This window comes from Actinosynnema sp. NPDC023587, assembly GCF_040640215.1.
Classification (GTDB): domain Bacteria; phylum Actinomycetota; class Actinomycetes; order Mycobacteriales; family Pseudonocardiaceae; genus Actinosynnema.
This window is the reverse complement of record NZ_JBFABG010000001.1, coordinates 631,823-650,967: the sequence shown is the minus strand read 5'-3', so window position 1 is coordinate 650,967 and position 19,145 is coordinate 631,823. Positions and strand designations below refer to the sequence as shown.

The 19,145-nt window shown below is 65.6% G+C and carries 18 protein-coding genes; 8 read left to right on the top strand and 10 right to left on the bottom strand.

Features of this window, described 5'->3' with window-relative positions; translation table 11 throughout:
* Positions 1-140: 140 nt before the first annotated feature.
* On the top strand, positions 141-338 hold the full coding sequence (locus AB0G01_RS03270; RefSeq protein WP_360939138.1) for a helix-turn-helix domain-containing protein: 198 nt from the start codon (positions 141-143) through the stop codon (positions 336-338).
* Here AB0G01_RS03270 and AB0G01_RS03265 read toward each other — a convergent pair.
* Positions 335-1,045: a 2'-5' RNA ligase family protein gene (locus AB0G01_RS03265; RefSeq protein ID WP_360939136.1), complete on the bottom strand. Its 711-nt coding sequence runs from the start codon at positions 1,043-1,045 to the stop codon at positions 335-337. The two genes, AB0G01_RS03270 and AB0G01_RS03265, sit on opposite strands and share 4 nt — an antisense overlap.
* On the bottom strand, positions 1,042-2,340 hold the full coding sequence (locus AB0G01_RS03260; protein ID WP_360939854.1) for a helix-turn-helix transcriptional regulator: 1,299 nt from the start codon (positions 2,338-2,340) through the stop codon (positions 1,042-1,044). The genes AB0G01_RS03265 and AB0G01_RS03260 overlap by 4 nt, the downstream gene beginning before the upstream one ends.
* Before the next feature lie 284 nt (positions 2,341-2,624).
* Between AB0G01_RS03260 and AB0G01_RS03255 the strand changes: the two genes are divergently transcribed.
* Genes AB0G01_RS03255 through AB0G01_RS03245 form a run of 3 tightly spaced genes read left to right on the top strand, consistent with a single transcriptional unit; the run spans position 2,625 to position 3,912 of the window.
* Positions 2,625-2,825 carry a transcriptional regulator gene (locus AB0G01_RS03255; RefSeq protein ID WP_360939134.1) on the top strand — a complete coding sequence of 67 codons (201 nt, stop codon included), beginning with the start codon at positions 2,625-2,627 and terminating at the stop codon, positions 2,823-2,825.
* Positions 2,822-3,604, top strand: coding sequence for a hypothetical protein (locus AB0G01_RS03250; protein WP_360939132.1), 783 nt, complete (start codon positions 2,822-2,824; stop codon positions 3,602-3,604). Before AB0G01_RS03255 ends, AB0G01_RS03250 begins: the two co-directional genes overlap by 4 nt.
* Complete coding sequence (locus AB0G01_RS03245) at positions 3,601-3,912, top strand: hypothetical protein (protein ID WP_360939130.1); 312 nt, start codon at positions 3,601-3,603, stop codon at positions 3,910-3,912. The genes AB0G01_RS03250 and AB0G01_RS03245 overlap by 4 nt, the downstream gene beginning before the upstream one ends.
* On the opposite strand, the gene AB0G01_RS03240 is transcribed toward AB0G01_RS03245, so the two are convergent.
* Positions 3,909-5,384, bottom strand: a complete 1,476-nt coding sequence (locus AB0G01_RS03240) for a relaxase/mobilization nuclease domain-containing protein (RefSeq protein WP_360939128.1) — start codon at positions 5,382-5,384, stop codon at positions 3,909-3,911. The genes AB0G01_RS03245 and AB0G01_RS03240 overlap by 4 nt on opposite strands.
* Before the next feature lie 851 nt (positions 5,385-6,235).
* Between AB0G01_RS03240 and AB0G01_RS03235 the strand changes: the two genes are divergently transcribed.
* Positions 6,236-9,775 carry a hypothetical protein gene (locus AB0G01_RS03235; RefSeq protein ID WP_360939126.1) on the top strand — a complete coding sequence of 1,180 codons (3,540 nt, stop codon included), beginning with the start codon at positions 6,236-6,238 and terminating at the stop codon, positions 9,773-9,775.
* 130 nt (positions 9,776-9,905) lie between these two features.
* Here the strand turns inward: AB0G01_RS03235 and AB0G01_RS03230 are convergent, their stop codons facing one another.
* Positions 9,906-10,484: a hypothetical protein gene (locus AB0G01_RS03230; RefSeq protein WP_360939125.1), complete on the bottom strand. Its 579-nt coding sequence runs from the start codon at positions 10,482-10,484 to the stop codon at positions 9,906-9,908.
* Complete coding sequence (locus AB0G01_RS03225; RefSeq protein ID WP_360939123.1) at positions 10,481-11,125, bottom strand: helix-turn-helix domain-containing protein; 645 nt, start codon at positions 11,123-11,125, stop codon at positions 10,481-10,483. Before AB0G01_RS03225 ends, AB0G01_RS03230 begins: the two co-directional genes overlap by 4 nt.
* A 1,152-nt stretch (positions 11,126-12,277) precedes the next feature.
* On the opposite strand from AB0G01_RS03225, the gene AB0G01_RS03220 reads away from it, so the two are divergent.
* Positions 12,278-12,973: a hypothetical protein gene (locus tag AB0G01_RS03220; protein ID WP_360939121.1), complete on the top strand. Its 696-nt coding sequence runs from the start codon at positions 12,278-12,280 to the stop codon at positions 12,971-12,973.
* Between the two features lie 18 nt (positions 12,974-12,991).
* Positions 12,992-13,138: a hypothetical protein gene (locus tag AB0G01_RS03215; protein ID WP_360939119.1), complete on the top strand. Its 147-nt coding sequence runs from the start codon at positions 12,992-12,994 to the stop codon at positions 13,136-13,138.
* A gap of 444 nt (positions 13,139-13,582) precedes the next feature.
* On the opposite strand, the gene AB0G01_RS03210 is transcribed toward AB0G01_RS03215, so the two are convergent.
* A complete protein-coding gene (locus tag AB0G01_RS03210) occupies positions 13,583-14,113 on the bottom strand; it encodes a 2'-5' RNA ligase family protein (protein ID WP_360939117.1) in 531 nt (176 codons plus the stop codon).
* A gap of 220 nt (positions 14,114-14,333) precedes the next feature.
* Entirely contained in the window at positions 14,334-14,756 is a 423-nt protein-coding gene (locus AB0G01_RS03205) for an NUDIX domain-containing protein (protein ID WP_360939115.1), read from the bottom strand.
* A gap of 473 nt (positions 14,757-15,229) precedes the next feature.
* Here AB0G01_RS03205 and AB0G01_RS03200 point away from each other — a divergent pair, with 473 nt between their 5' ends.
* A complete protein-coding gene (locus tag AB0G01_RS03200) occupies positions 15,230-16,414 on the top strand; it encodes a serine hydrolase domain-containing protein (protein ID WP_360939113.1) in 1,185 nt (394 codons plus the stop codon).
* A gap of 46 nt (positions 16,415-16,460) precedes the next feature.
* Here the strand turns inward: AB0G01_RS03200 and AB0G01_RS03195 are convergent, their stop codons facing one another.
* The 3 genes from AB0G01_RS03195 to AB0G01_RS03185 are packed head-to-tail and all read right to left on the bottom strand — an operon-like array spanning position 16,461 to position 19,115.
* Entirely contained in the window at positions 16,461-17,066 is a 606-nt protein-coding gene (locus tag AB0G01_RS03195) for a hypothetical protein (protein ID WP_360939111.1), read from the bottom strand.
* Entirely contained in the window at positions 17,063-18,391 is a 1,329-nt protein-coding gene (locus AB0G01_RS03190) for a hypothetical protein (protein ID WP_360939109.1), read from the bottom strand. Before AB0G01_RS03190 ends, AB0G01_RS03195 begins: the two co-directional genes overlap by 4 nt.
* Positions 18,384-19,115: an ATP-binding cassette domain-containing protein gene (locus AB0G01_RS03185; protein ID WP_360939107.1), complete on the bottom strand. Its 732-nt coding sequence runs from the start codon at positions 19,113-19,115 to the stop codon at positions 18,384-18,386. Before AB0G01_RS03185 ends, AB0G01_RS03190 begins: the two co-directional genes overlap by 8 nt.
* Between the last annotated feature and the right edge of the window lie 30 nt (positions 19,116-19,145).

Sequence of the window (19,145 nt, the reverse complement as noted above, 5' to 3'; positions counted from 1 at the left end):
TTGCGCTCTTGACAAGCAACTGAAACGACTCTAACACTGGTTGAGTTGTTCGTGTCACGAGCAACTGACTACCCGGGGGGATAGTTATGAGTTGTTCCGATCCATCCAGAAGGCGGGGACGGCGGCCGGTACGCCGCCGTGTGCGACTTGCCGAGATCCGACGATGGCCGGCTGCGGTCAGCGTCGCCACTGCGGCAACCGCCTTCAACATCTCCCGCAGCAAGGCGTACGACCTGATCGCACGCGGTGAGTTCCCGGCCAAGGTCATGAGACTCGGCGGGCACTACAAGGTCGTCACCGCGTCGATCGTCCGTGCGCTGTCGGACGGGGGTGGTTAAGCCGAGACGGTCGGCCCCGAGCCGAGCGAGACGCTCAACAGCGTGTCGAACCGGTAGACCGTGCCCTCCCGGCGCAGCTCCACCAGCGCCACCTCGGACACGGCTGCGGTCACGGGTGGCAGGTCGCGCAGCTCGTCGATCATCGGCAGCAGTGGCCTGACGGCCACATCGGTGTTGGCGTAGGCGATGCTCAGGTGCGGCCGGAAGTACCGGGTGTTCATGTGCGCCCGGTCGCCGACCACATCACGCACGGCGTCCGCCAACGCCTGGTGCATCGGGAAAAGCGATGACCAGGGGGACACGCTGAACCTCAAGGCACCGCGCGAACCTGCCAGCGGGCCGATCTCCACCTTGAACGGCGACAACCGCAGACACCGCTTCCGGGCGGCGTCTGCGGTTGTCGTTGCAACCTCTGCTGCCACCTGCTCCGTGAACCCCACTCGTCCGACGGTCAGGTGCAAGGCGTCCAGCGGCACGAGATCGAAGCGCGGGTCCTCCAGTCGGGCCTGGCACTGCTTGGCGAGTTGGACCAGGTCGGTCCCGTCGAACGGCAACATCCAGTAGTAGGCCCGACGCCCGGACGGCCACTCGGGGCGTGCCCAGTGGTTCTGCATCCGGTCCAACGAGGAGAACGACTTCCAGTCATGGCTCCGGATCACGTCGAGGTCATCGAGATCGTCCGGCAGCCGCGACGGGAAGGCAGTCACGTAAGCATCTCCCTGGTGTCTCTTCGCCACGCGTGCAGCGCCGCGGTGAACTCGTCGCTCGCACGACTCGACCCGTGCAGCTTGAGGCTCACGGCCAACTCTCCAGCCCGGCTGGCCACCGACGCAATCGGCTTCGCAGACGAAGCCGCCAACGCAGCCTGCCCAACCGCCGCAGCGTGCTCCAGATCCGCCTCACGCCCAACCGCCAGCGCCGTTGCCTCATCGAGGCTGACCAGTGATCGACTCCAGTCCGATCCCGAGTCCGCCACCGCAGCCCGAAGGTCACCGGTCAGCCGCAGAACCTCTTTGTGGTTGCCCAGGGAGAGCTGCGCGGTTGCCGCGTTGGCGACGGCCCTGGCCCGGCCGTACGGCAGGAAGTCGATACACGAAGTCATGCCGCTGGGGACCTCGGCGTGCTCGGCCAACTCCAACGCCTCACCAGCGGCCCGCTCCGCCGTACGCCGGTCACCCAGCTTGCCCGCAGCCCGCGCCACCCCGTTGGACAACAGCCGTATCCGCTGGAGGTCACTCCCGGCCAGTCCAACGCCGACCTGGGCGACGTTCAGCGCCTCCTGGTACCGCTCCTGGTAGTACGCCGCGAAGCTCTGCGTGCCCTTGATCCAAGCCAGCAGGGGAGCGTCACCCAGGGCCGTGGCGAGCATCGACGCCTCCAACGCGAACCGCTCGGCATCATCGAACCGGCTGAGGTTCACCGACATGTAGGCCAACAGCGCCGCATGACGTGCGCTGGCCAACGTGAGTCGAGTCCGCTCAGCGCCAGACACCCGGCCGGTGAGCTGGTGCCCAAGCCTCCGCAACGCCAAGACCTCGGGCGCAAGCCGCTGCGGCCCCTCCAGCTCGTACCGGGCGATGACCGATCGCGTGTAGGTGTCCAGGAGATCGAGCGTCTGAGCGGGCCCCAACAACTCGGCCACCGCCGAGACCCCGCGATCACCTTCAACTGCAGCTCCGGACAACCGCCAGCCGTCGACGCGTTCGCGCATCGCAGCCAGCTCGGCCTCCCGTACCTCCCGCTCCATCCGGTGTTTGGTCTCCACGAACTCGACGAACGAGGCCAACAGAACCCCGCTGGCCCCCAACGCTTCGTCAGCGGCCTGCCAGAAGTGGCGGTCAGCCCGAGCCCGCCCCTTCTCCAGATGCGCGATACGGGTCCGGTCGCTGAAGGTCGCCTGCCCCAGCTGCGCCTGCGTCATCCGAGCGGCACTACGGAACGTCGCCAGCTTCTCCCCGAGAGCCCGGCGCGATTCCAGGACGTCTGCCGCTTCGCGTGCCATGTCCTCCACGCTCCCGAGTCTCGCAGCGAGTCGCTCCAGGTAAGTCTATCCGCAGGTGACGGCAGGTGTGACAACCGTACGCACATGCTTCCGCACAACTAGTGTCCGACGCTTGGCTGGCCTACGCCCCGACGTAGGTCGAATACCGATGATCACGCTCGGTGCCCACCATCCACAGGACACACGGGACCACCATGGCCGCACCCACCAGAACACCCAGACGCACGAACCCCGCCCCGCCGCCGCACACAGTCAGGCTCCGCACCAAGGCATTCGAGAGGGCCGTGACCCTCGCTGCCTTCGTCTCCGACTACGCCCTGGCCAAAGCGATGGGCCTCAACCGCTCGACCGTCTCCCGGACCAGAGCCGGTCACCTACAGCCCGGCCCGTTCTTCATCGCCGGAGCATTGATCGCCCTGGCTCCGATGCAGTTCGAGGACCTGTTCGAGACCGTGCCGGTGAGGCCCCGGGAAGGTGTCGCGTGACCAGGGAGGAACTGCTCTACAACGCCTGGCTGACCGAGCTGAACACCCGCCTCGGCAGGTACATCGTCCGCCTCATCGACGAAGCCGGCCGCCATCCCGACGACGCATCGTCCTTCCCCTTGGAAGAACTCGAAACGTCCCTGTCCGAGGACCTCACCGAGCTGGCCAAGGCCATCGCGGAGAAGGCCGCCAGGCGCTCGAACCCTCAACCACCCCTCGACCTCGCCACCGACGACACGGCCCTCCAAGCAGCCCTTGCCTACGCCGCAATGGATCTACCCGTCGTGCCTGGCGCGGTCTGGCATGAGGGCCGCTTCGTCGACCCCATCACAGGCGAACCCGTCACCCGTGTAGCCCTCCAACCAGCCGACACCGCGACCACGGACCTAGCCCAGGTACGCGAATGGTGGGACACGCCAACTCGCCGCGGCCAAGCGGTACTTGCCGTCGTCGGCCCCAAGCTGGGCGCGGTCTCAATCCCGCTCAGTCTCACCGAACGACTCGTCCGACACCCCTGGTTCACCACCCGCCCGACACCGGTCGTGCAGATCCCGGACCTGCCCATCGCCTTCGTCCTGTACCGCCCGCCCACACCTCCGTCCCTGGTAACCGACCACGTCCGACTCGTGGACGAGGGCACGACGATCCCGCTCCCGCCCACCGCCGTCGGCACCGATTCCGTCGGTTGGTGGACATCACCCGAGCAGACCGGCAACACCCTCCTGACCGGCCAAGAGCTGGCGGACCTGATCCACAGCATCGAAGGACAGCAGGCATGACCGACCAGCCCGACACAGAACCCCAATGGACCGAAGCAGGATTCCACCGATTCCTGCACGGCCTGGCCCACGAGCACGCTCCGAGGCTCTTCGCCATCGCCAACGAGTACGGAACCCGCCACGACGCCGAGATCGCCGCCTACGGCCTGGTCTTCCCCGACCACGTCGAGGTGGTCACGATCGAGGGAGACTTCCGCACCCTCACCGACACCGCTGAAAATGCCCTCGGGACCTTCACCCGCATGGCGACGATCGAAGGCACCAAGGCCCACCTGTTGTGGCTGGACGAGGCAATGAACAGCCTCTAGCGACCTCGTCCTCGCGACTCCACCACCGGCACCAACCGACGCGGCGGCTGCTCCAGCGTCCGCCCAGGACGCCGAGACACCGCCGCCGCTTCCTTCACCGGCCGTGGTCCAGAAAGCGCCGAAAGCCGCCCAGCGGCCACCGCCGCGGCCTCCCCTTGATGCACCCGCCCACGAGCCTTCTGCCACTCGCTGATCTCCACCAGTAGCGACACGAGAGCAAGAACCAGCGTCACAACCAGGAACCCCGCCCGAGTACGGGCGTCGACGCGCGACAGCATCCCCACTCCCGCGACCTCCCGCGCGGCCTGCCGCAACTGGAACCCCAAGTTCCCGCGCCTCTCAGGAACCACGAGATGAGGAGTACGAGCGGCCCGGTCGTACCCAGCGCCGATCTCGACCAGCGCCGCACCGGCCCGTCCATCCCATCCCTGCGCCAACACCACCAGCAGTTCGCCAGTCGCGTGCACAATCCCGTCGACCGCCTGACTCTGCCCACCGGTCAACCGATTGACCTGAACCCGCTTGGTAGCAAGCTGAACCACCCGGACGGCTTCCTCCAACACAGCCTCCCGCTCGGCCGGTGCAAGCCAAGTCCCGGCAGGCCGAAGCCCACCACCGGAAAGCTCGGCCCACCGATTCTGGAGCTTCGGCCACGAAAGGTCAGCGGCCAACTTCGAGCCCGAGTACCGCACCTGCTTCCCCTGACGGGTCAGGTCGTCAGGCAGGGCGACGGAATACCCCAACACCATCCCGCGCCCATCTCGCACCACCTGCGGAGCAACCCCGGCCCGCTCAAGCGAACCCAGGAACTCCTGACCATCCCGGGCCTCAGCCGCAGCCCGCGCAACAACCCGCTGCAACTCCTCCCGCGGAGTGATGGCACGTCCCTCCCGATCGGCCTTGCCCTTCTCCTTGCGCGAGGGCTGACGAACCGCGGTCTTGTCCACGTCGGCCGTGACGACCAACCCAAGGTCACGCTCAATGGCCCGACACTCCCGCCGCAAGGCCAGGAAGTCCCGGTACGGATGAAACGGCTTGGCAGTCACCTCAGACACCAGCGTCGCCATGAGGTGGATGTGATCATCAGCGTGCCGAACCGCGATCCACCGACACCCAGCCTGATGAATTCTGGTGGCTTTCATCAGCCGCTCAGCAACCGTCTCCCACTGCTCATCCGTCAGCGTCGGGTCACCAGGAGCTAGCCGAACAGGCGTGTGCCACACATACCCAGGCCGCAACACCACAGCCTTCTTCTTGGGGTCGTACCGGTAGTGCCGAACCCACGAGGGCGCATCCTTCGGCACAGCCCCAAGCCGAACCCGCTCAGCCCACTCGTCAGAGATCGCTGGCGGCGTGCTCAACGGCAACCCAGCGAGCTTCACCATCGCCTGCATCGCAGCTGTCAACGGCTTGAGGTCAAAGTCGAACTCTCCAGCCTCGACAACCTCGCCGCCAACCACTACTGACGCCAACTTCTCAGGCTGACGAAGCCAAGGAGCCCCATCCCAAGCAGCAACAACCCGAGGGTTCCGATGCTCCTCAGCCTGTCCAGGTCCGAACAGATACCGAATCAGCCCAGCAGGCCGGTACCCCCGAACAACCTTGGCAATCACGACAACCACCTAGCCCGGATGTCCGCAGTCACCTGCTCAGACCGCTCAACCGCCCTCCGAACAACCCGGAACACTGCCAACGCCTGAGGCTCGCTTACCTGGCTCTCGGCCGAATGGACAGCCTTCATGAACTGGTTAAGCAGTTGGCCGATCGAGCGCAGAACACGCTGCTGATCACGCAACTCCGCGAGCACCTGCCGAATCTGGTCCCCATCACCAGGCCCACCAAGAACCCGCCGCCGCGCAGCCTCAGCAGCAGCCTCCTGAGCCCAAGCCCCAGGCTTCATAGCGTCAAAAGCCGCAGCCCGACAAACCAAATCCCACTCGGCATCCGTGTAACGGAGAGCGCCTCGTCGCTCACGCGCCGCACCCCGCACACGATCCCGATACCGACCCGAACGAGCCTCATCCCCACCCCGCACCATGTCCCCCAAGACACGTCCACGACGCAACCAGCGCCGCCACCGCAGGTCGGGTGGGCCACCCTGCAGTCCTTCGATTAGCTGTCTACTCCAATGCTGCCAGTATGCCACCGCGCATGGTCACTGTGGCCGAAGAGGTACTCTTCGGTCTATCTTGCTCGGCGCTTCAGGCTGCTCGCTATACGTGTCGAAAGCTGGCGCTTCTCGATGTAGGTAGGCCCTTTCAGGGCCGGTGTATAATCGCCGGAATAGTGAGTACGGTATCTGTCTCGCCGGAGGTGCGCTGCTATGCATGAACTTGATCACATCAGCGAGGCGTTGGCCAGCCAGTCCTTGAATCATCAAGTGTTCGAGCGATGTGCAACTGACCTTCTAGGAGGTGTATACGAGGGGTTGTCGTCGGTGCCGGGTGGTACTGACTGGGGCCGCGATGCGGATATCTATTCGGCCCAGGTTGAGGTGCCCATGAGAGTCTTGGTCACCGCATCTCGAACCTTTGACGGGGTGAAGGCAAACCTTGTTCGAGGTTTGAGGAGTATGGCTAAGCACGGGGTAATTGTAGAACGCGTTGTGCTTGCTAATCCTGCAGATCTCAGTCAGTTACAACGCTCCAAGCTAGAAAACAAGGCTGCTGACTGGAATGTCACGATTGATGCCTACTTCGGGCGCGAATTCTTCGTCAGCAGGCTCCGCATTGATGGCGAGTGGCGGCAGAAATTGCTGGGCTTGTCAAACGAGCCCATTACGCTTTCTCGCACGCCAGCCGACCTAGCGGAATCACCGTGGGCGCACCTACCGCTGATTGGTCGTGAGAGCGAGCTGGCCAAGCTAGCTGAATATGGTGACGAAGACGTGATCGTTACCGGGCGGCCAGGTGTGGGCAAGACTCGTCTCCTTACCGCAGTCGAAGACATTATATTCGTCGACCACGACGCCGATTCTGGAAAGCTTGCAGATGACCTTCGGTGGCTGAGGCCAAGTCGAGTCGCAGTAGATGATGCTGGTCAACATTGCGATCTTGTGCGCTGGCTCGTCATGCTCCGTCGTCAGGAGGGCGATGTTCTCCAGTACAAGATTATCGCGATCTGTTGGCCTGATGAGACCGACGCTATTCGCGATGAGCTTCGAGCAGCTCAAGAAGTTGAAGTCGACCTACTTGAGCGGTCCAGCGTCGATCAGATCATCCAGGCGATGGGTGTCACCAGCACTCTTGCGCGACAGCAAATCCTTGACCAGGCCGAGGGTCGCCCCGGGTGGGCCACAACCCTTGCAGATATTCTGACAAGAACACGCAGATGGGAGTCAATTGTCGACGGCCGAGTGCTGCTCGGCGAAGTGACGCGCTATCTTCGTCGAGCAAGTGTTGGTGCTGAAGCACTTGATGTGCTGACGGCTATCGCTGCCCTCGGAGGCATCACCGATGACCAGATTGGCAGGCTTGCGACCACACTCGACCTTCCCTCCTCTAGAGTGCGTCCTCTTCTGCTTGGTGTAGCACGTAACGGCCTCGTGGATGTCAGCCAGTACGCCGGGGAAAACGGAAACACTCGTGCGTATTACGTGCGTCCACCATTGCTTGCAGGCGTCCTCGTGGCTGAGCATTCCTTTCGGTCCGACGTTCCGGTTGTCAAATTGGAAGACCTCGGTGTTGGTTGGCCCGAAAAGCTTGCTCAGCTCTCAGAAAGTGCCATCCACGCTGCACGGCTTGGCGTAGAATCCGCTGTGGCAACTGCTACTCGGATGCTACAGGAGGTTCTTGAGGCAGATGGTGAAGACTCTAAACGGCGTCAGCACCTGGTTGAGTCCTACGCGCTGATCGGTGTGGTAACTGGACGCCAGGTACTCGAATGGATCACTGAGGAATTCGACTCACTTCATGAGTTGGATGATGTCGACGGCAGGCGCCTGGAGCCATTGGTCGTCGTTGCCTCGCGGCTTGTAAATAGATACTCGCTTGTTGACGGAATTAGAATTCTACTTGATGCAGCTTTGATCGACGACCGGCCAACTAACTCTAATCCGAATCATCCGTTGCGCAAGATAGAGGACTTGGTCAGGCAGCAGCATCCTGAACTCAGCCCACAAGATGGGCTACGTCGAGCGATCGTTGTTGAGGCGGAAAGTTGGATTACTAGTCGCGGCGACAGCATCGATGTCTGGAATGTCTATAACTCTGTCCTTTCTACTGTCCTTTCTTTTCAACGCAGTGGCAATCATGCGAATCCGGCCGACCGACACGAGCTAATCTTGGTTGAGACTGTGTTGAGTCCCCAAGAAATGCAGGAAGTCTACGACGAAATATGGCCGTTTTTGCGCCAGCGGCTAACGTCTGCGCCGACGCGAACGGTTAAAGCGGCTATTGACGCAGCGGCGGCGTGGCTGCGTATTGGTGGCGGCTTTGACCAGCCCTTTGGTGCGAGCCACTCGGCGGACTCAATTGAGAAATCTGCGCAGCTCGCCCGGGCTCTGCTGCAAGATCTGCGCCCCCTCACGCTTGGACAACCGGGGCTGGAGGCAGCGCTCAGGAGTACTGCAGGCTGGTTTGATGTCGAGATCGCCCTGGACCCCGACCCTGTACGAGATACATTCTTCGCCTACGTGGAGCGCAAGTCTGATAGGCGTGAGGCAACTGAAAGGCAACGCAACGCGGTGAATGAGCTCGTAGCACCGTGGTGTGACGAAGGGGCGCTGGTTGTTTCCTTGCGACTTGCCGAGATCAAAGAGCAGAGCGCAGTCGTCGGTCGAGGCTGGCCTAGCAGTGTCCAGTGGGCATGTACGGCGCTGGCGAATTGTATCGACGTAAATGGTTTTCAGGAGTGGATTCAGGCTTTGCTTTCTTGTGGACTTTTTCCGGAAGCTGCGCCTATCCTTGAGGCTGCGGTCTCTGGCGGTAGGCGGTTTGCGACAGAGACTTTAGAGGAATGTTTGGCGACAGAGAATGCACGCTGGACAACGCTCAGTGCGGTGTTTTCGGAAGAGAGTGTGTCGTCAGAACTCCTGGGCATTTGCCTCGCAAGATTGCAGTTGTCCGACTACGGCGTTTTGGAAGCTCTGTTCTTTGGGGATCGTACGCCTATTGCGCATCGGCAAGCCATTCTGAAGGCGCCTAGCGAGGTGGTTCGCGGCGTGGCTGCAATGGCGATGTTCGAAGCCGGACACCTAGATGATGTGTGGCCGCCAGCGGAGTTGGCAGTGTTGTGGTCTGAAGCCATCAATTCCTTCGATCCTTCTGTAATTCCACACCTTCAAGATCACGTCCTGAGAGCATTGCTCGAATACATGGCAGCTGAATGTCCTAAGTCTCTTTACGGGCTATTTGGGCGTCAGTTCGACCGAGCGCTAAAAGATGTCAACTACTCGGTGCCGCATGACCTACTGACGCATCTCTACGTTTTGCCATCGGAATTTAAGACCCGAATGATGGAGCGCTATGGGCAGTCTGGTCTGCGTTGGGCTTTGCGCAGAAGTATGCCAGGTAGAGACCTTGAATGGCTGGCGCAAATGCTGGATTCAGCCCTGCTGTCACCTGTGGAGGTGCTTGATTGCAAGGACGGTCTAGGCGGTCCTGAACCGAGTATTCCGGATCTCGCCAGGCTGCTCGTTCCGAGAGGCGTCTCTCCGGAGTTGATCGCCTATCGTGCCGTTTTCGGTGTGGGCTGGGGTGAAGAATCCGATCGTCTCAAGAGTATCATTGAGCAATTTGAGGTATTTGCTCAATCGGATGATGCATCTGTAGCTCTGGTGGGTCGTACTGGGGTGGAAATATTCAAAAGAGAATATGCGCGAGCTGTCGAGAAAGAGAGGATTCGGCGTATCCGTGGCGGCTAGGCTGCGTGCGGCAGTTTTCCGCACGCGGTATGGGGAATGGTCTTGGAGGCGGACGGAACCAGCTAACGTCCGAGGTGCCGAGATAGGACACCAAGCCGGCTCATCGCCAGAAGTGCAAACCCGGAGTTGATCATAAGACCGTCGAGTACGAGCGGTCCGACAGCGGCAGCCACTGGGCCGTATGCCACGCCAACAGCAGGCTTCGGAGGTGGCCGTAGGAGATAGCGGCTGAGCCGAGGGCAACGGTGCCGGTGCCGGCGAACCGGGCGAGGGTCCATTGCCAGCCTCTGGGCCACCGGATGCGGGAGAGAACTTCTACGGAGAGCAGGAAGCCGATGGGCCAGACTGCGGCTCCAATCTGGGGCGCGAGACCTGGTGACCAGCCAGGCGGTTGGTGTTCTGCTGGTAGCCAGGTCTGGAGGACGTTGGCGGCGATCGACATGACTGAGCCGAAGACGAAGCCTGCCCAAGCCACGAAACGGCCATCGCTGGTTTGGGTTGGTGGCGTGGCTGGTGGCGGACTCGCCAGGGTGTCGCCAGAGCTGGCGTCCTCGGTCGCCAGCTCCGCCAGGGCTTTGCGTACCGCGTGGTCCGTGGCACCGGTGAGATGCACCAGGGTTGGGCGGCCTGGTGGTGGCTGGCCGGCGGCCCGCGCAGCTTCGAGCGCTTGCCGGATGGTCGTGACGAGTTCGGGGGAAGGTGCGCTCACCGGTCCGCCTCCCCGGCTTCGTGGGCTCGGGGGTGGCAGTGATGGCACAGCGCCGACTCGGTTCGGTCTTCGTTGAGCCAGACGACTCGGGCCGAGATGGGATCGGAGTCGCGAGCGTCGCAGTGGCCGCAGACCGGTCGGAGCGGGCGCGCTTCGGGCGCGTGCCCGCGGGGCTGGAAGGTTCTCGTACGGTTCAAGGACGGTTCGGGTGTCACCACGGCACCCCGTGGACGTCGTGTTGGCACCCCGTTCGGCGCGGATGACACCCCGTGTACTGGTGCGAGGTGTCGTGCCGGCTCCCCGTGATCGGGTGCGGGGTGCCGTGATGGCACCTCGTTCCGCATCGCCAGGTCCCAGCCCTTTGGACGGCGGTCGGCTCGCTTGATGTACGCGGCGACGATCTCCGGGTCGGAGGGGCTGATGAGCTTTAGCTCCTCCAGCGTGTCCAGTGCCCGGCGGACGGTGCGTTCGCTCAGGCGGGTATAGCGGACCAGGGTGGCGACAGACGGGAAGGCGTTGCGGCCTGATGGGTCGGCGTGGTTCGCCAAGCCGACCAGGGTGATCGCCAGGCTGGAGGCGTCCTTGCGGTCGGTGGGGATCGGGGCGTCGTTCAGCACCCAGACCATGGCCTCGACGCTCATCGGCGCACCGCCGTAGCGGTGGCGGGGGACTGGTTGGGCGGGGCCTGGTGGCGTTCGGTGGTGGCCTTGTCGTGGATGGACAAGTGGAGCTCCCAAGACTCGTGATCACGGAGGTCTTGAGTGGTCTCGATGGGTGCCCGACGGGTGCCCGGACGTTCTTGAACCGGGCCGGACGAGGGGGTTCTGCGATGCACGCTCAGGGCTGCTGACCTGGATGTTCCCGGTCTTGCTGGACCCGTCCGGATTGATCAGGACGAGTCAGCGGGAACTACGGATCAGAAGGTTGCAGGTTCGAATCCTGCCGAGCGCGCAAGAGTTAGTTCAGGTCAGGGCCCCCGTTCGGTTAGCCGAACGAGGGCCCTGATTTGTTGTGCAGAGGGCTGCTGTCTCGCAGCTCCAACCGGACCTCGCACCACTGCCGTCGCCTGGCGATCGATTTCCAGGGCTTGTCAGGAGTCACAGGCGGTCGGTGAGCGTTCCTGAAGCTGGGCTCGAACCGCTGCGCGCCAGGCTGTTCGGGATCTCCAGGCAGCAACGCGGTCTTGCGGCCGGCCACCGTTTCCGGTCCATGGTGGGGTGTCCGTGGCAGGACCTGGCTGACCGCCTTGACGAGGCCGGCGGCATGGCACAACCGCTTGGTGTAACCGACTTGGCTGAGCGGGTAGGGAACAACTGCCCTGGGTGGGCGCGGGCGTGGCACGGCACCGAGGGCCAGGGGGAGCCCCCAGCAAGCCTGCGACCACTGCCGAGGTGGCCGGCTCCGCCTCGGTCAACCAGCTCAACCTCGGTCAACCAGGGGTGCAGGCGCACTGCACTCCACGGCTACCACTGGCCAGGTGCGGTGCGACCTTCATCAGGTCGTCGCCTGACGTGGAGTGCAGTCGCGAGGGTGTCAACGTCGCTTGTCGCAACCCGTGCGACGACACCGGGGCTTCACGTCCGCAGCGGTGTCGAGAGTAGCTACGGCTCGACCCAGGGGCACCCTATGCTGATCGTCGGTCCAGCGAGGTGCGGCAGTCGGTGAAAGTTCAAAGCCCCGGCGGCATGACCAGCAGGTCAGGGGCACATCCGGGGCTATTCGAGAGTCAGTGTAGCAAACTTGACGAACCGAGGTAACCCGGCTCGTCAAGCCGGTCGTTACGAGAGGTGTAGATGACTGCGGTTGGTACGGGCGGCTGGGTCGAAGGCTGGCTCTCGGCCACGAGGTTCGCGGTGTACCTCCAAGCCGCAGGTCAAGATCGCCGGCTGGCAGTCGAGCTCTACGAGTGGAACACCGCGATCTCGTCGGCCTTCCACCACGATCTCGCCCACCTCGAAGTCGGGCTACGCAACGCTTACGACCGGGCGCTGATGCGGGGAGTCGGACCGAACGGGCAACACTGGGTCTTCCAGCCGCACGCGTTCTTCCCGCCGCAGATCAAGACTGCGTCCAACGGCAAGCGTGTCGATGACAATCAGAAGTCTCGTGACCAGCTTAATCATGCGATCCAGCAGGCCACACCGGCCCGCATGACCGCCGTTCAGCCTGCGTCGGGCAAGGTCATCGCCGAGCTGAGCTTCGGCTTCTGGCGGTACCTGACCAGTCGACGACAGCACCAACCGTTGTGGGTGCCCTACCTGCACCACGCTTTCGTACCGGGAACAGCCCGTTCTACGGTCGACGGACATGTCGACAAACTGCACCGGCTGCGTAACCGGGTCGCGCACCATGAGCCGCTGACCGGGTTGGACCTGAAAGATCGGTACAGCCGTGTGCTTGCACTTGCCGCTCTGATCGACCCGTTGTTGGAGGTGTACATCTCCGACAACAGTCCGTGCCCCCAGTTGCTGGCCGCGCGTCCACGCTGAGTGGAGCTGGAGATCGCTATGACGCCGGCAGCCAGGTGGAGGACGTTGGCGGCGATCGACATGAAGGAGCAGAAGGTGAAGCCTGCCCTGGTCGCCAGGCGACCATCCACGACTTCGGCCGGCATCCTCGGCACCCGGTGCCTCAAGGTCTCGCGCACCGCGTGATCGGTGGCGCTGCCCTGGGCGTGGGCGGCCGAGGCGGTGTAAAGCCGGGGGCGCTGACCACTGCTCCACCAGGTCACTGCCGCTCAGCGGCTGGTGCGGGAGGTCGTCGGGGGTGCGATTGGGGGAGTGGGTGGGCGTCGACATCGGTTGGCCTCCGTCTCACAGTCGTCTCACGGACTGCTTGGACGGGGCGGGACCGGAGGCCGGAGGCCCTGACCTGGACTGCCCAACGGACACTCACCAGCGCGAACGGACCAAGTGGATCGTGCGGGCCGACCTGCTCACCTCTACGGATCAGAAGGTTGCAGGTTCGAATCCTGCCGAGCGCGCAAGTCAGAGGGCGGTGCCAGTCGGCACCGCCCTCTCTGTTTCGAATCAGGTCTCACCTGTACCTGTACCGGCCCGGTTCACGACATCGGCAAGGCAGTGTCGGCCTTCGCGGTGTCAGGCGGGCATCGGCACCGGGCCGAGCGGGACGCTGAACAGCGTGTCGAACCGGTAGACCGTGCCCTCCCGGCGCAGTTTCACCAGCGCCACCTCGGACACGGTCGCGCTCACGGCCGGCAGCGCGCGCAGCTCGTCGATCACCGGCAGCAGCGGCCTGACGGCCACGTCGGTGTTGGCGTAGGCGATGCTCAGGTGCGGCCGGAAGGACCGGGTGTCCATGTGCGACTGATCGCCGACCACATCACGCACGGCGTCCGCCAACGCCTGGTGCATCGGGAAAAGCGCTGACCAGGGGGACACGCTGAAGCTCCGGGCACCGCGCGAACCTGCCAGCGGGCCGATCTCCACCTTGAACGGCGACAGCCGCAGACACCGCTTCCGGGCGGCGTCTGCGGCTGTGGCGGCAACCTCCGTGACTACCTGGTCCAAGAACCCGACTCGTCTCACCGTCAGGTGCAAGACGTTCAAGGGCACGAGATCGAAACGCGGGTCTTCCAGTCGTGCCTGGCACTGCTTGGCGAGCTGCACCAAGTCGGTCCCGCCGAACGGCAACATCCAGTGGTAGGCCCGACGACTTGAGCTCACCGCCGACTCTCCAGCCCGGCCGGCCACCGACGCAATCGGCTTCGCAGACGAAGCCGCCAACGCGGCCTGCTGCTGTGGCTGGGCGAGGCGATGAACAGGCTCCAACGCCCTTGTCTTCTCGACACCGCCGCCGTTTCCTTCTGCGTCCCCCCGTCAGGAGTGGCTACCGGATCAGTTCCCGGCCGGTCTCGCGCAGACGGGCGAACCAACTCCCGATCGAACGCTTGTACCCGTCCGGCATAGTCAGCCCGCGCACCTCGGACTCGGTGAACAGGCCGATCTCCTTGTGCTCGTGGGAAAGCACGGGATCGGCGTCACCGTCCGGGTAGCAGCCGTAGGTCACGATGAACACGTTCTTCCCCGCCACGTCGATGTAGTACATCCACGTGTCGAGGATCGGGCCGGTGGTCACCTGCCACTGCGTTTCCTCGAAAATCTCCCGCGCCACGCACTGCTCGGGCGTCTCGCCGGGTTCGATCCGGCCGCCGGGCAGTTCCCACTCCTCGCGCTCGTTCTTCAGCAGCAACACCCGGTCGTAACGCACCACCACACCCTTGATCGAGACGGGGTAGACGGGCTGGCTCATCGGCGTGACCTCCGGAAGGCATGAGCGACCTACTCACCGGCAAAGTAGCAGCACTCCTTTGGCTGCCCGGCGCAACAACGCGGCACCGTCTGCACCAACGGCAGACGAAGAGGAACGCCTGGTCAGCGTGTTGACCGGTTCCTGCGGATCAGAAGGTGACGGTCATCGTTGCCGAGAGCAGCAGGAGACAGCTCCCCACGACGAGGCGACGTGTGCCCTCAAGGTTGCCGTCGGCCCGCCTCCCGACGGGTCGGGTTCGCTCCCGGCCATGACCTGCGTCGACGTCCGACATTCGGCTGTCCCCCCAACGGGGTCGTGTTGGCACCACCCCGTCCGGGTGTTGGCGAGATTCTGTTCCGCCCCAACGGTTCTTAGGGTCGAACGTAGCGAGCGCTCGCCGAGGACACGCCGTGAACGGGCAGTCTCCGGGAATGATCCCGGGGCGTACAAGGGGAATTCGAATGAACACAGCTATGCGACGGGTCGGGACCACGGCCCTCACGTTGGCGTTGTTGACCGGGGTTGCCGCGCAGGCCGGGGCTTCGACGGAGGACACCTCCGCGCAGACCTCCCGCCAGCGGACGGAGTTGCGGCAGGCCATGGACGACGTCGTGGCGGCCGGTGGGGCCGGGGTCGTGGTGCGGGTGCACGACAAGCGCGGGGACTGGACCGGGAGCGCCGGGGTGGCGGAGCTCGGCAGGTCCAGGAAGCCCGACGCCGACTGGAGCTTCCGGGCGGGGAGCATCACCAAGGCGTTCGTCGCGACCGTCGTCCTGCAACTGGTCGACGAGGGCGAGGTCCGGCTGGACGAGTCGCTGTCCCGCTACCTCCCCGAGTACGGGCTCGACCGCCGGATCACCGTCCGCATGGTGCTCCAGCACACCAGCGGCCTCTACAACTACACCGGCGACGCCAAGGCCGACGGCACCGCCGACCCGGGCATCCCCATCTGGGGCCAGGACTACGTCGACAACCGGTTCCGCACCTACCAGGCCCGCGACCTGGTCAAGTCGGCTCTCGCCAAGCCCGCGCGGTTCGAGCCGGGAGCCCGGCACTCCTACTCCAACACCAACTACGCGCTGGCCGGCCTGCTGATCGAGAAGGTCGCCAAGACCGACTACGCGACCCAGGTCGAGCGCCGGATCGTGAAGCCGCTCGGCCTGCGCGGCACCAGCCTGCCGGGCACCAGAACCGGCATCCCCGGCCCGAACGCGCACAGCTACATCGCCTACCAGCACAAGGGCAGGCTCAAGGTCGTGGACAACACCCTGATGAACCCGTCGTGGGCGGGCGCTGCGGGTGAGATCATCTCCAGCACCGAGGACCTCGACACGTTCATCAGCTCGCTCGTCGGGGGCAGGCTGCTGTCGTCCCGCTCGCTGGCCGAGATGCGCAAGACGGTGCCGGCCTCGGGTGTCGACCGCGTCGGGCTCGGCCTGTTCGAGTACCGGTTCACGCCGGACTGCACGGCGGTCGGCCACACCGGCGGCACGCAGAGCGTGACCTCCTACATGTTCAGCACGCCCGATCGCGGCAAGCGGGTCGAGTTCTCCATCACGCACGGCGTCCTGGACGGCGGCGACCCCGCGTCCCGCGAGAAGTTCGACGCGGCGCACCGGAAGCTCGCGACCGTGGCCCTCTGCGGCACCGGCCGCTGACCTGGCGCGGGGCCCGGGACGACCGGGCCCCGCGACGGGCCGGAGCTCACCGCGCCAACCGGCGCGACCACCGGCCGGCTCCCCGGGTCCGGCCGTGCACGACCAGGGCCAGGAGCACCACCAGGGCCGCGAACGCCCAGTGCGTCGCCGGCCCCGGGTACCCCGTCACCGGCAGGACGCCCCGGGGGACCAGGTGGTTCACCACCGCCGCGCCGAAGTAGAGGACCAGCGTCGCCCCGCCGGCCAGGGCCGGCCCCACCAGCGGACCGAGGCAGAACGCGACGCCGGCGAAGACGAGGTAGTTGGAGACCTGCCAGGCCCACGGGACCGCGTCGGGCAACCGCAGCGACCCGAGGACCAGGATCACCAGCGGCAGCAGCATTCCCGCCAGGGCGAACGCGACCGACACGACGGTCGCGCGGTGCGTCCCCAACCGGTCCCACTCCCGGAAGCGCGGTCGCAGCAACGCGACCGCGACCACGACCCCGACCACCGCGCACAGCTCGGGGAACGCCAGGCGGTTCTGCCGGTGGGCCGCCGACAGGTGGATCACCACGGTGTGGTTGTCCAGGAGCGCGCTCAGCGCGCCCAGCGCGAGGACCGCGATCACGAGCAGGTGGCACGATCTCGATGCCAGGACGAGGCGGATCATCGGCGGGGGAGGGTCTCCGGGGTCAGGGCGCAGCCGGCGATCCGGTCGCCGTTGGACGCGATCCACTGCTGCACAACGGGTTCGGGCAGGTCGACGAACGAGTTCTCGGGCGCGGCCGTCCCGTCCAACCACCGGCCGAGCTCCAGGGCCAGCTCGGCCGACCGGGGATCGGCGTTCTCCCGCCGTCCGAAGCAGCCGGCCAGCCCGGACAGCACGTTGACGGCGCTGGTCGGCCGGTCGTCCGTGGGGCTCGAAGGTTGGATCGTCACCCAGAGGATCGTGTCCTTCGCTTCCGGGCTCCAGACCGGTGTCCGGTCGATCGGGTATCCGCGCAGCGCCTCGTCCCGAATCCGGGTGAACGGCGCGGGCCTGCCGGACCGCTGTAGAGCGGCTTCCGTCGCGGCCACCACGATGTCCAGTCTGGAGCGGTGCCCCTCGTGCACGCAGTACTCGACGGTGCCGCTCGTCCGGCACACGTGCACCGGCTCGGTCTCGTAGGCGAAGAGCGCCGGTGTGGACCACAGCGGCGGCACGGCCACCACCACGGGCAGCAGCAACGGCAGCAGCGCGGCGGCGCTGCGGAACAGGCTGCCGCTGACGCGGTGCCTCCGGAGCAGACCGACGACCGCCCACACGACCGCGACCGTCGACACCGTCAGGAACGCCAGCCGGTAGGCGACGAACGGAGTCGACTGCACGAGGCCGAGCGGGGGTTCGAGGTGGAGCACCGGCATCAGCGCCGAGAACCTGTCCCCGCCGCTCCCCGCCACCGCGGCACCGAAGAGCAGGACGAAGGACAGCGGTGCGGTCAGGGAGGTCCGGGTCACCACGCCGACCAGGTACCCGAACGCGGTCGCCAGGGCCAGGCCGAGCAGCCCGGTCAGCGCCGCGCCGACGTCCAGGCCGCCGGACTCGGCGTCGCGCAGCGTCACGACGACCAGCGGCGCGAGTCCGAGCAGGTACGCGCCGACGAACGCGCCGACGAGCAGACCCAGTTGCGGCACGGCGGTGCGCAGGCCGGCGCGGGCTGCGGAGGGCAGCGCGAAGATCCGGGACGGCGGGAGCAGCCGCCCGGCGAAGTACGTGGCCGCCGCCGCCGCGATCGGAGCCGTGAACGTGTTCTGCTGGTGGAACTCGGCGGAGGTCCGCACCCACTCCTGGTACGGCCAGGAGCGCATGGACCAGGTCGCGGCGACCACCACGGCGGTGATCGCCGAGGCCGGCAGCGCGACCGGCCAGACGCCCAGCGGGAACCGCGTCCGAACACCGGGCACGGCCGGCGGGTCGCCGTGCCGCACCGGGTCGGCGGTGTCGAGGTCAGCCACGGTCGGCCCCGAGCCCGGCGACCAGCGCCTGGTAGGCGCGTTCGAACGGCGAGCCGAGCACGCCCGAGGCCGGTGCGCTGTCGACCAGCCCGATCAGTTCCGCCTCGCTCCCGTCGAACACCAGCCGGCCGTCGGCGAGCACGCCGACCCGCCGGCACAGGTGGGAGATGTCCTCGATCAGGTGCGTGGACAGCAGCACCGTCCTGGTGCGCCCGAGGTCGGCGACGACCTCGCGCAACCGCATCCGCTGCGCCGGGTCGAGGCCCACCGTCGGCTCGTCGAGCACCAGCACGTCCGGCTCGTGGGCCAGGGCCGCCGCCACGCCCACCCGCTGGCGCTGCCCGCCGGACAGCGTCCGGACCCGCGCGGTGGCCAGGTCGTCCAGGCGGACCGCCGCCAGGGCGCGCAGCGCGGCGGCGGCGCAGGCGGGCCGGTCCACCCCGTTGACCCACGCCGCGTACGCGACGGTGTCCACCACCCGCATCCCGCCGACGAGCGAGAACCGCTGCGGCACGAACCCGATGGTGCCGGAGGTGCCGCCGTGGAAGCGGAGCGTGCCGGAATGCGGTTTCGCCAACCCGACCAGCACGTTGAGCAGCGTGGTCTTCCCCGCGCCGTTGGGGCCCAGCAGCCCGGTGACCCCGCTGCCGATGGTCCAGTCCACGCCGGACAGCACCGACTTCCTGCCGTACCGGAACCGGACGTCGTCGAACTCTATTCGCACGGGTGAGCGCCGATCCTGTTCGGTTGACCC